Consider the following 10995-nt stretch of genomic DNA (forward strand, 5'->3'; position numbering starts at 1 on the left):
TTAATCCTTCCGCTTAAGAAGCTCGCCACGGGCCGCTTTCTGGGTTTCCGTGAGGATGCCACGCAATATATTCATTTCCGCTCGGCTGACCGAGCTGCGCCCGTACAGGCGACGCAGGCGCGCCATCAAGTGCCGTGGTTTTTCCGGATCGAGGAATTCGATGGCAACCAGGGTTTGCTCAAGGTGCTCATAGAACCGCTCCAGCTCGTCCATGGTTGCCAGCTCGCCACTTTTGGTCGATGCCACCTCATCCTTTTCAACCTTGCTCGGCTGACCTTGAGCAGCCAGCCAGGCCATGCGCACTTCGTAACTCAACACCTGCACCGCTGCCCCAAGGTTCAGCGAGCTGAATTCAGGGTCTGATGGAATGTGCACGTGGTAATGACATCGCTGCAGCTCTTCATTGGTGAGGCCGGAGTCTTCACGACCAAACACCAAGGCGATTTCGGCGCCGCCGGCGGCCTCTTCCACGACCTTTGTGCCGCACTCGCGCGGGTCCAGCAGCGGCCAGGGGATACGCCGGTCACGGGCACTGGTGCCGAGCACGAGATTGCAGCCAACCAAGGCGTCCTCCAGAGTGGCGACGACCTGGGCTTTTTCAAGCAAGTCATTGGCGCCGGAGGCACGGGCATCGGCCTCGTGGTGCGGGAACACGCGCGGGTCGACCAGCACCAGGCGCGTCAGCCCCATGTTTTTCATGGCTCGCGCCACCCCGCCGATGTTGCCGGGATGACTGGTATTGACCAAGACGACACGAATGTTTTGCAGCAAGGGAGGCGCTCTCGGACACGGGAAAGGGGAGCAAATCTTACAGAACAGCCTAAGGTTATGCCATGAAAGCTAACGTCGTCCTTCACCTGAAGAAAGTTTCTGCTAGAATGCTCGGCTTTCTTTAACAACCTTAGGTGACACATCCATGCAGCCCATGCTGAATATCGCGCTGCGCGCCGCCCGCAGCGCCAGTGAATTGATCTTCCGCTCCATCGAGCGCCTGGATACCATCAAGGTCGACGAAAAAGACGCCAAGGATTATGTGTCCGAAGTGGATCGCGCCGCTGAGCAAAAAATCATCGACGCGCTGCGCAAGGCCTACCCTACCCACGGCATCCTCGGCGAAGAAACCGGCCTGCACAAAGGCAGCGGCGAAGGCGAAGACTACCTGTGGATCATCGACCCACTGGATGGCACCACCAACTTCCTGCGCGGCATCCCACACTTTGCCGTGAGCATCGCCTGCAAATACCGTGGCCGCCTGGAACACGCTGTTGTGCTGGACCCGGTTCGCCAGGAAGAATTCACCGCCAGCCGTGGCCGTGGCGCCCAGCTCAATGGTCGTCGCCTGCGTGTCAGCGGTCGCACCAGCCTGGACGGCGCCCTGCTCGGCACCGGCTTCCCGTTCCGCGATGACCAGATGGACAACCTGGAAAACTACTTGGGCATGTTCCGCGCCCTGGTTGGCCAGACCGCTGGCATCCGCCGCGCCGGTGCTGCCAGCCTGGACCTGGCTTATGTGGCTGCAGGTCGTTTTGATGCGTTCTGGGAGTCGGGCCTGTCCGAGTGGGACATGGCTGCAGGCGCCCTGCTGATCCAGGAAGCGGGCGGTTTGGTGAGTGACTTCACCGGCGGTCACGATTTCCTTGAGAAAGGCCACGTGGTTGCCGGTAACACCAAATGCTTCAAGGCAGTATTGACGGCGATCCAGCCGCACCTGCCGGCTTCGCTGAAGCGCTAAGCGAGCGAGCACAAAAAAGCACCCCGAGGGGTGCTTTTTTTATGCCTGGGAGTTGGGCAAACCCAAATCCTACTGGCCTGGACACCATTCAATGTGGGAGCTGGCTTGCCTGCGATAGCAGCCAGCCAGCTAGCTGATCAGGTACTGACCCACCGTTATCGCAGGCAAGCCAGCTCCCACATTTTAGATCGATTCCAGACCTGGGAATTACTGCTGGTTTTGACCCAGGATCAAACGACCTTCCTTATCAACAGGAATCTGGCCACCTGGGTCACGGTCCATACGCACCGAACCTTCCTTGCCATCCAGGTTGTACCGCACGTCATAGCCCACAACTTTGTCGCTGATGTCGTTGACGGTGTTACAGCGAGTTTGGGTCGTGGTGTACGTATCGCGGTTCTGCATGCCTTCCTGAACCTTGTTACCGGCGTAACCACCACCGACCGCACCAGCTACAGTCGCCAGCTTCTTGCCATTACCGCCACCGACCTGATTGCCCAACAGGCCACCGGCCAGCGCACCGACCACGGTGCCGACGATTTGATGCTGATCCTGCACCGGCTTCTGCCGGGTCACGGCGACATCCTTGCAGACCTCGCGTGGCGTTTTAATCTGGGTTTTCACCGGCTGCACTGCCAGCACTTGCGCATACTCAGGGCCGCTTTTTACCAGGCTGTAGGTGGCAACAGCACCCCCGGCAGTCACACCGACAGCACCCAATACCGCACCAACCAGTAACGACTTGTTCACGTTGAACCTCCTGACCATCACAAACGGACCGAAACGTCCGCGCTATACCCAGCCTTGGAGCAAAAAAAAAGGCGCGAGTTCAATACTCGCGCCTTCTTTGTAACAGCGTGTCAACAAACGCCCATCAAGGGCGTTCATCGACCTCCTTGCCAGTCGCAGCCGGAGGGATCAGGTCTTCGCTGTTGAGGTTCAGCCAGATCAGCACCACGTTGGCGATGTAGATCGACGAGTAGGTACCCGCCAGAACGCCGATGAACAGCGCCAGGGAGAAGCCCCACAGGTTGTCGCCACCGAAGATCATCAGCGCAGCAATCGCCAGCAAGGTGGAGATCGACGTCGCCATGGTCCGCAGCAAGGTCTGGGTAGTAGAGACGTTGATGTTCTCGATCAGCGACGCCTTGCGCAGTACACGGAAGTTCTCACGAACCCGGTCGAATACCACGATGGTGTCGTTGAGCGAGTAACCAATGATCGCCAGCACCGCCGCCAACACCGTCAGGTCGAAAGTGATCTGGAAGTAAGCCAAGATGCCCACGGTCACGATCACGTCGTGAATCAGCGACACAATTGCGCCGACGCCGAACTTCCACTGAAAGCGGAATGCCAGGTAGAGCATGATGCCGCCGAGCGCCATCAGCATGCCGAGGCCGCCCTGGTCGCGCAGCTCTTCACCCACCTGCGGGCCCACGAACTCGACGCGCTTGACCGACGCAGGGTTATCGCCGCCGACCTTCTGCAAGGCCTCGGCTACCTGGTGACCCAGTTGCGGGTCTTCGCCCGGCATACGCACCAGCAGGTCGGTGGTTGCACCAAAGCTCTGCACGATGGCTTCGTGATAGCCGGCTTTCACCAGCTCGTTGCGCACCAGGGTGACGTCGGCTGGCTTTTCGTAGGTCAGCTCGATGAGCGTACCGCCGGTGAAGTCCAGGCCGTAGTTCAGGCCTTTATGGAACCAGCTGAACAACGCCAGAACGGTAAGCACCATGGTGAAGCCGAACGCAATGTTGCGAACGCCCATGAAGTTGATTGTACGTAACATGGCAGCCCCTTAAATCCACAACTTCTTGAAGTCACGCCCGCCAAAGATCAGGTTGACCATTGCGCGGGTCACCATGATGGCCGTGAACATCGAGGTAAAGATACCGAGGGACATGGTGACCGCAAAACCTTTGACCGGGCCGGTGCCCATGGCAAAGAGAATCCCGCCGACCAGCAAAGTGGTCAAGTTGGAGTCGAGAATCGCGGTAAATGCCCGGCCAAAGCCTTCATTGATTGCGCGTTGTACAGTCATGCCCGCCGCGATCTCTTCACGAATCCGCGAGAAGATCAGTACGTTGGCGTCTACCGCCATACCCATGGTGAGTACGATACCGGCGATACCTGGCAAGGTCAGCGTAGCGCCCAGCAGCGACATCAAGGCCAGCAACATCACCATGTTGCCCGCCAGGGCCACGGTGGCGATGATGCCGAAGAAGCGATAGATGGCAATGATGAACAGCGACACAAACAGCATGCCCCACAACGCCGCGTGAACACCCTTGGTGATGTTGTCGGCACCCAGACTCGGGCCAATGGTGCGTTCTTCAGCGAAGTACATCGGCGCCGCCAGGCCACCAGCACGCAGCAACAGCGCCAGCTCAGACGACTCGCCCTGGCCGTTCAGGCCAGTGATGCGGAATTGAGCACCCAGCGGCGACTGAATGGTCGCCAGGCTGATGATCTTCTTCTCTTCCTTGAAGGTCTGCACCGGCACGTCTTTCTCGACGCCGTTGACCATTTGCTTGGTGTAGGTAGTGACAGGGCGCTGCTCGATGAAGATCACCGCCATGCTGCGACCGACGTTGCTGCGCGTGGCGCGGCTCATCAGTTCGCCGCCGTGACCATCCAGACGAATGTTCACTTCAGGGCTGCCGTGCTGCGAGTCGAAACCGGCCTTGGCATCGGTCACCTGATCACCGGTGATGATCAGGCCACGCTCGATCAGCGCAGGAGGACGGTTGCCTTCACGGAACTCGAACTCTTCGGACGTCGCGCGGGAAGCGCCCGGCTCAGCGGCCAGACGGAACTCCAGGTTGGCGGTTTTACCCAGGATACGCTTGGCTTCAGCAGTGTCCTGCACGCCTGGCAGTTCAACCACGATGCGGTTGGCACCTTGGCGCTGCACGATCGGCTCGGCCACACCCAGTTCGTTGACGCGGTTACGTACCGTGGTCAAGTTCTGCTTGATGGAGTATTCGCGGATTTCCGCCAGCTTGGCCGGGGTCATCGCCAGACGCAGTACAGGTTGGCCGTTCAGGTCAGCCGGTACGATGTCGAAATCGTTGAAGTTCTTGCGGACCAACGCACGGGCCTGTTCGCGGGTAGCTTCGTCAGAGAAGCCCAGCTGAATGGCACCGTTGAGCTGCGGCAGGCTGCGATAACGTACCTTCTCTTTACGCAGCAGGCTCTTCACGTCGCCTTCGTAGACTTTCAGGCGTGCGTCGAGGGCTTTGTCCATGTCGACTTCCAGCAGGAAGTGCACACCACCGGACAAGTCCAGACCCAGCTTCATCGGGTGGGCGCCAATCGCGCGCAGCCATTTTGGCGTGGTCTGTGCCAGGTTCAGCGCGACAACGTAGTCGTCACCCATAGCCTTGCGCACAACATCTTTGGCCGGCAATTGGTCTTCTTGCTTGGTCAGGCGCAACAAACCGCCCTTCGCATCAGCCGCCAACGTTGCCGCTTTAACCTGGATGCCTGCGTCGGTGAGCGCTTTGCTCGCGCGTTCCAGGTCAGCCTGATTGACTTGCAGCGCAGTGCTGGCGCCAGTGATCTGGATCGCAGGGTCATCAGGATAAAGATTGGGAGCGGAATAAATAAAACCGATCGCCAGCACCGCCAGGATCAGTACGTATTTCCACAGAGGGTATTTGTTCAGCATCACGCCGCCCGCTTATAACGCGGGGCGCCTTGCGCGCCCCGTCGATTGGTAAAAGTTGTTACTCAGATCGCTTTGAGCGTGCCTTTTGGCAACGTGGCGGCGATGGCGCCCTTCTGGAACTTCATTTCTACGGTGTCGGAAACTTCCAGAACCACGAAAGCATCGGCAACCTTGGTGATCTTGCCGGCGATGCCGCCAGTGGTCACGACTTCGTCGCCTTTCTGCAGGCTGCCGAGCAGGTTTTTCTGCTCTTTGGCGCGCTTGGCCTGTGGACGCCAGATCATCAGGTAGAAGATGACCAGGAAGCCGACCAGGAAAATCCACTCGAAACCGCCGCCCAATGGGCCGGCAGCAGCAGGCGCAGCGGCGTCAGCCATGGCATTAGAGATAAAAAAGCTCATTTAGCACTCCAGTTGCAAATAGTGAATCTTAGGGTCGGAAAACTCAGTCCAAGGGCGGCACAGGGAGCCCGCGCTTGGCATAGAAGGCATCGACGAAGGCGGCCAATGTACCCTGTTGAATAGCCTCGCGCAAACCAGCCATCAGGACTTGGTAGTGACGCAAATTGTGGATGGTATTCAACATGCTACCCAGCATTTCCCCGCACTTGTCCAGATGGTGCAGATAAGCACGCGAGAAGTTCTGGCAGGTGTAGCAGTCACAGGTGGGATCCAGCGGCGAATCATCATGGCGATGGAACGCGTTACGGATCTTCAGCACGCCTGTATCGATGAACAGATGCCCATTGCGGGCATTACGGGTTGGCATCACGCAATCGAACATGTCCACACCGCGGCGCACACCCTCTACGAGATCTTCCGGTTTGCCAACGCCCATAAGGTAACGAGGTTTGTCAGCCGGCATCAGGCCCGGCAGGTAATCCAGCACCTTGATCATTTCGTGCTTGGGCTCGCCCACCGACAAGCCGCCGATGGCCAGGCCGTCAAAGCCGATCTTGTCGAGGCCTTCCAGCGAGCGCTTGCGCAGGCTTTCGTGCATGCCGCCCTGGACGATACCGAACAGCGCCGCAGTGTTGTCGCCGTGGGCGTTCTTCGAGCGCTGGGCCCAACGCAACGACCGCTCCATGGAAATACGCGCGACGTCTTCGTCAGCCGGGTACGGCGTGCACTCGTCGAAAATCATCACGATGTCGGAGCCCAGGTCGCGCTGCACCTGCATCGATTCTTCCGGGCCCATGAACACTTTGGAACCGTCCACCGGCGAGGCGAAGGTCACGCCCTCCTCCTTGATCTTGCGCATGGCGCCCAGGCTGAACACCTGGAAACCACCGGAGTCAGTGAGGATCGGGCCTTGCCACTTCATGAAATCATGCAGGTCGCCATGCTTCTTGATCACTTCCGTGCCCGGGCGCAGCCACAGGTGGAAGGTGTTGCCGAGGATGATTTCGGCGCCGGTGGCGACGATGTCACGCGGCATCATGCCTTTTACCGTGCCGTAGGTACCGACCGGCATGAACGCCGGGGTCTCGACGGTGCCACGCGGAAACGTGAGGCGACCACGACGAGCCTTGCCATCCGTGGCCAACAATTCAAACGACATACGACTCATAGTGGTTCCTCAGGGCCCGCTTCTTTGGGAGCAGTCGGCGCAGGGTTACGGGTGATAAACATCGCATCACCGTAGCTGAAAAAACGGTATCCATTGTCGATGGCGGCCTGGTAGGCGGCCATGGTTTCCGGATAACCGGCAAATGCCGACACCAGCATCAACAGCGTGGATTCCGGCAAATGAAAGTTGGTCACCAGGCAATCGACCACATGGAACGGTCGGCCCGGAAAAATAAAGATATCGGTGTCGCCACTGAACGGCTTGAGCACGCCATCCCGCGCGGCACTCTCCAGCGAACGCACGCTGGTGGTGCCCACGGCAACAACACGACCGCCGCGCGCCTTGCACGCCGCCACCGCATCAACGACTTCCTGGCTGACTTCCAGCCATTCACTGTGCATATGGTGGTCTTCGATGTTATCCACACGCACCGGCTGAAACGTGCCGGCCCCCACGTGCAGGGTCACATAGGCGCTCTCGACGCCCTTGGCGGCAATCGCGTCCAGCAGCGGCTGGTCAAAATGCAGCCCGGCCGTCGGTGCAGCGACAGCGCCGAGGCGCTGCGAGTACACCGTCTGATAGCGCTCGCGGTCCGAGTCTTCGTCGGGGCGGTCTATATAAGGAGGCAACGGCATATGGCCGACGCGCTCAAGCAGCGGCAACACCTCTTCGGCAAACCTGAGCTCGAACAACGCGTCATGGCGCGCGACCATCTCGGCCTCGCCACCGCCATCGATGAGGATGCTCGAACCCGGTTTCGGCGACTTGCTGGAGCGCACATGGGCCAGCACGCGATGGCTGTCCAGCACCCGCTCCACCAGAATTTCCAGCTTGCCGCCGGACGCTTTCTGGCCAAACAGCCGTGCCGGAATCACCCGGGTATTATTGAAAACCATCAAGTCGCCAGGGCGCAAATGCTCAAGCAAATCAGTGAATTGACGGTGTGCGAGGGCACCGCTCACCCCGTCCAGGGTCAGCAGTCGACTGGCGCGACGCTCGGCCAAAGGGTGGCGAGCGATCAGCGAATCAGGGAGCTCAAAAGTAAAGTCAGCAACGCGCATGATAGGGTTCGTCTAGCAGGGCCGGGGAGTCTAGCGGAAATAGTGAAAATTGACCATGAAACGTGATTGACCAACGGTAATCTCATCTCTATACTTCGCCGCCATTGAGCCCTGATGGCGGAATTGGTAGACGCGGCGGATTCAAAATCCGTTTTCGAAAGAAGTGGGAGTTCGATTCTCCCTCGGGGCACCATCTTAAAGAAAGACCTTGAAATTCAAGGTCTTTTTTTTCGCCTGTAGAAAAGTGAAGATGCGCAGGCGAACGCAAAACGTTAAGGAGCCGGGACCATGGAATTGACGCTGGAAGCTGTTGCGCTTTTTGCTCTCAAGCTGGTGCATGAGACCGAAGGCGCGAGCCCGATCCTGCGCGATGATTTGGTGATGGATGGGTATGAGCGGGAGGTGTTTGGGTTGTTGGTGCGCCAGGGGGATTTGACTGGGGTTCAGGTGAAGCTGGATGAGTGTATTGCTCAAGCTCTGAATGCTCTAGGCGGAACCAGCACCGTGCTCGGACGTGAACTGCACAAACTGTCCGCCGATGTGCAACAGGTGCGCAGCGTTGATCAGCTAAGCGTTCCTCTCATAACGCTCCTGGACTACCTGAAAGATATCCAGTGAGTCGGTGATCAACATACCGGCGAGATACACCATCAACACGGCGACGCCAGCGTCCAGCCATCGCCAGACCAGGGGCGAGCGAAACAGCCCGGTCAAGCGCTGACATCCCAGCGCCAAAACTACAAACCATATTAACGATGCCGTCATGGCCCCGGTCGCGAACAGCACTTGTTGGCCTGCGGGTTTGGCCGCACCGATGGAGCCGATCAGCACGACGGTATCGAGCCAGGCGTAAGGGTTGGCGAAGCCAAGCACCATCGCCGTGCGCAGCAATCCTTTTTGCGAGGGACCGCCTTGAGTCTCCGGCATGGATTGGTTACGGATGCAGGCCAGCAGGCGTTGGGTACCGAACCACAGCAAATAAGCCGCGCCTGATAGCAACATTACCGCCATCACTTCCGGGCGACTGCCCAACAGCGAGCCTAATCCTGTGACGCCGATAGCGATCAGGAGGATATCGGCCAGCACGCAAATCGCGACCACGCCCCAGATCGGCCCGCGACTGACACCTTGGCGGATGACCAAGGTGTCTTTTGGGCCGGGGGCGACGAAAAGCCCAAGGCCAAGTACCAGCCCCTCGATAAAATAAGGCGTCATGGTTACCTTTCAAATCTGCTGTAAAGGAATGCAACACACGCCAGAATCCCAAGGAGCAGCGCGGCGTGTAGTGTGCATACCTCGCTAAACGCAGCGGCGAGCAGGTTGTCTTTTTTGGCGTACAAAGGTGGGGCATGACGATCAGAACGCAGGACACCCTCAGAGCGCTGATTACCCGACGCAGCCGGGAACTGGGCAAATCCATGACCACCTTGGCCAAGGAAGCTGGTATTTCCAGAACTTACCTCTACGGATTGGCAGGCGGCGCTTCGCAAGATCCCTCGGTACGCACACTGATCAAACTGGCCAAGGCGTTGCAAGTTTCACCGCTGCTGCTATTCCGCTACTTCGCCGATTTGGCGGGAGCCCCCGTCGATGCCAACTCAATGGCTGCCACCAACCGTGCAATCGGGCTGCATGACCCCAGCGACATCGCCGTTTTCAATGCAGACGTCACTACGCCCGATCAAGCCATCGTGCTGCCCGGCGAGATCTTTCAAAAAACCTGGGAAATCCAGAACCTCGGCACCCGCCCCTGGCGCGGGCGAAAGCTGGTGCGGGTAGACGGCGAATATGTCATCGCCCGACGCACGGCTACGGGCGCGCCATTGGAAGTGGTGATGGACACGCACCTGCGCAGCCTGAACAACGAAATGCCGATTGCGCAAACACTGCCCGGGCAACCGGTGCACATCACGGTGGAATTTGCCGCGCCTAAAGAAACCTGCACTGTCACGTCAATCTGGCGGATAGAGGATGAACACGGTCAGCCCTGCTACGGCCCCGCCTTCATCCTGCACGTGATTGTTAACGTCATGGCGCGCTGAACTCAGCGCCGCCCTTCAACCGCCATCCGCACCGCCAACCCCATCAGCACCGAGCCCATCACCCAACGCTGCACCACCTGCCAACGAGGCCGAGTGACGAAGAACACTGCGATAGAACCCGCCATAACCGCAATCACCGCGTTAACGCTTATGCTGATGGCAATTTGCGTAAAGCCCAGAATCAGCGACTGCGTCAGCACACTGCCATGGCCGTTGGGGTCGATGAACTGCGGCAGCAACGACAAATACATCACCGCCACCTTGGGGTTCAGCAGGTTGGTCACAAAGCCCATCATGAACAGCTTGCGCGGGCTGTCCTGGGGCAAGTCCCGAACCTGAAAGGGCGAACGCCCACCCGGCTTGACTGCCTGCCAGGCCAGATACACCAGGTACAACGCCCCGCCGAGCCGCAGCGCGTCGTAGGCAAAGGGCACCGCCATCACCAATGCGGTGATCCCCAGCGCCGCGCAAAACATGTAAACGAGAAAACCCAACGCAACACCGCCCAGAGAGATCAATCCGGCCGCACGCCCCTGGCAAATCGAGCGAGAAATGAGGTAAATCATATTCGGCCCGGGCGTGAGCACCATGCCGAGTGAGATCAGGCCATAAGCAAGCCAACTGGACAGTTCGGGCATAGTGTTGCTCCTGGATTTTTTGTGCTGGGCGCCATGGTAGGGCGTTGAAAAGCCGGGCGTTAGATACAGATCCACGAGCAAAACGTCATACACACGCACAGGCGTTTACCGCGCCATTTACCCGGCAAGACTTCGAGTGTGGAAATCTTCCGGATCATGTCCAAGCACCTGCTGACCTGATCGGCAGGCATAAAAAGACCTCGGCGTACCAAGGTCTTATTTACTGCATACACTGATTCAGCGGATTTACACCGATCCAAATGTGGGAGCTGGCTTGCCTGCG

Annotated in this window: 12 protein-coding genes and 1 tRNA gene; 4 read left to right on the plus strand and 9 right to left on the minus strand. The window is 58.7% G+C overall.

The genetic code is table 11. From position 1 onward, the window contains the following. The gene (gene trmJ, locus WBB95_RS17240; RefSeq protein ID WP_395610654.1) at positions 1–771 is read right to left on the minus strand and encodes a tRNA (cytosine(32)/uridine(32)-2'-O)-methyltransferase TrmJ; all 771 of its coding nucleotides are present in this window, start codon (positions 769–771) and stop codon (positions 1–3) included. Positions 772–916: 145 nt separating this feature from the next. Here trmJ and suhB point away from each other — a divergent pair, with 145 nt between their 5' ends. After that, complete coding sequence (gene suhB, locus WBB95_RS17245; RefSeq protein WP_003175971.1) at positions 917–1732, plus strand: inositol-phosphate phosphatase; 816 nt, start codon at positions 917–919, stop codon at positions 1730–1732. Between the two features lie 207 nt (positions 1733–1939). Here suhB and WBB95_RS17250 read toward each other — a convergent pair whose 3' ends face one another. From WBB95_RS17250 to queA, 6 genes are all read right to left on the minus strand, one after another. Next, on the minus strand, positions 1940–2482 hold the full coding sequence (locus WBB95_RS17250; protein ID WP_065908615.1) for a glycine zipper 2TM domain-containing protein: 543 nt from the start codon (positions 2480–2482) through the stop codon (positions 1940–1942). A 124-nt stretch (positions 2483–2606) separates the two neighbouring features. Continuing rightward, the gene (gene secF, locus WBB95_RS17255; RefSeq protein ID WP_424488689.1) at positions 2607–3521 is read right to left on the minus strand and encodes a protein translocase subunit SecF; all 915 of its coding nucleotides are present in this window, start codon (positions 3519–3521) and stop codon (positions 2607–2609) included. A gap of 9 nt (positions 3522–3530) precedes the next feature. Then, on the minus strand, positions 3531–5402 hold the full coding sequence (gene secD, locus WBB95_RS17260; protein WP_424488690.1) for a protein translocase subunit SecD: 1872 nt from the start codon (positions 5400–5402) through the stop codon (positions 3531–3533). A gap of 62 nt (positions 5403–5464) precedes the next feature. After that, the gene (gene yajC, locus WBB95_RS17265; protein WP_424488691.1) at positions 5465–5803 is read right to left on the minus strand and encodes a preprotein translocase subunit YajC; all 339 of its coding nucleotides are present in this window, start codon (positions 5801–5803) and stop codon (positions 5465–5467) included. A 43-nt stretch (positions 5804–5846) separates the two neighbouring features. Then, positions 5847–6962: a tRNA guanosine(34) transglycosylase Tgt gene (tgt, locus tag WBB95_RS17270; protein ID WP_424488696.1), complete on the minus strand. Its 1116-nt coding sequence runs from the start codon at positions 6960–6962 to the stop codon at positions 5847–5849. Positions 6963–6967: 5 nt separating this feature from the next. Further along, a complete protein-coding gene (gene queA / locus WBB95_RS17275) occupies positions 6968–8032 on the minus strand; it encodes a tRNA preQ1(34) S-adenosylmethionine ribosyltransferase-isomerase QueA (protein ID WP_424488692.1) in 1065 nt (354 codons plus the stop codon). Positions 8033–8140: 108 nt separating this feature from the next. On the opposite strand from queA, the gene WBB95_RS17280 reads away from it, so the two are divergent. Beyond that, a tRNA-Leu gene (locus tag WBB95_RS17280) sits at positions 8141–8225 on the plus strand. A 95-nt stretch (positions 8226–8320) separates the two neighbouring features. Continuing rightward, on the plus strand, positions 8321–8650 hold the full coding sequence (locus WBB95_RS17285; protein WP_424488693.1) for a hypothetical protein: 330 nt from the start codon (positions 8321–8323) through the stop codon (positions 8648–8650). Here the strand turns inward: WBB95_RS17285 and WBB95_RS17290 are convergent. Further along, positions 8600–9247: a LysE/ArgO family amino acid transporter gene (locus tag WBB95_RS17290; protein ID WP_424488694.1), complete on the minus strand. Its 648-nt coding sequence runs from the start codon at positions 9245–9247 to the stop codon at positions 8600–8602. The two genes, WBB95_RS17285 and WBB95_RS17290, sit on opposite strands and share 51 nt — an antisense overlap. A 134-nt stretch (positions 9248–9381) precedes the next feature. Here WBB95_RS17290 and WBB95_RS17295 point away from each other — a divergent pair, with 134 nt between their 5' ends. Further along, entirely contained in the window at positions 9382–10074 is a 693-nt protein-coding gene (locus WBB95_RS17295) for an NBR1-Ig-like domain-containing protein (protein WP_424488695.1), read from the plus strand. 2 nt (positions 10075–10076) lie between these two features. On the opposite strand, the gene WBB95_RS17300 is transcribed toward WBB95_RS17295, so the two are convergent. Next, entirely contained in the window at positions 10077–10712 is a 636-nt protein-coding gene (locus WBB95_RS17300) for a LysE family translocator (RefSeq protein WP_424488697.1), read from the minus strand. Positions 10713–10995: the final 283 nt, after the last annotated feature.

The sequence above is a fragment of the Pseudomonas sp. genome, assembly GCF_049645325.1.
Lineage (GTDB): Bacteria > Pseudomonadota > Gammaproteobacteria > Pseudomonadales > Pseudomonadaceae > Aquipseudomonas.

What these genes read in the sequence shown, in the direction of transcription:
- secF (WP_424488689.1), bottom strand. Translation starts at nt 3,521, where the DNA reads ATGTTACGTACAATCAACTTCATGGGCGTTCGCAACATTGCGTTCGGC.
- tgt (WP_424488696.1), bottom strand. Translation starts at nt 6,962, where the DNA reads ATGTCGTTTGAATTGTTGGCCACGGATGGCAAGGCTCGTCGTGGTCGC.
- queA (WP_424488692.1), bottom strand. Translation starts at nt 8,032, where the DNA reads ATGCGCGTTGCTGACTTTACTTTTGAGCTCCCTGATTCGCTGATCGCT.
- WBB95_RS17295 (WP_424488695.1), top strand. Translation starts at nt 9,382, where the DNA reads ATGACGATCAGAACGCAGGACACCCTCAGAGCGCTGATTACCCGACGC.
- suhB (WP_003175971.1), top strand. Translation starts at nt 917, where the DNA reads ATGCAGCCCATGCTGAATATCGCGCTGCGCGCCGCCCGCAGCGCCAGT.
- WBB95_RS17285 (WP_424488693.1), top strand. Translation starts at nt 8,321, where the DNA reads ATGGAATTGACGCTGGAAGCTGTTGCGCTTTTTGCTCTCAAGCTGGTG.
- WBB95_RS17300 (WP_424488697.1), bottom strand. Translation starts at nt 10,712, where the DNA reads ATGCCCGAACTGTCCAGTTGGCTTGCTTATGGCCTGATCTCACTCGGC.
- secD (WP_424488690.1), bottom strand. Translation starts at nt 5,402, where the DNA reads ATGCTGAACAAATACCCTCTGTGGAAATACGTACTGATCCTGGCGGTG.
- yajC (WP_424488691.1), bottom strand. Translation starts at nt 5,803, where the DNA reads ATGAGCTTTTTTATCTCTAATGCCATGGCTGACGCCGCTGCGCCTGCT.
- WBB95_RS17290 (WP_424488694.1), bottom strand. Translation starts at nt 9,247, where the DNA reads ATGACGCCTTATTTTATCGAGGGGCTGGTACTTGGCCTTGGGCTTTTC.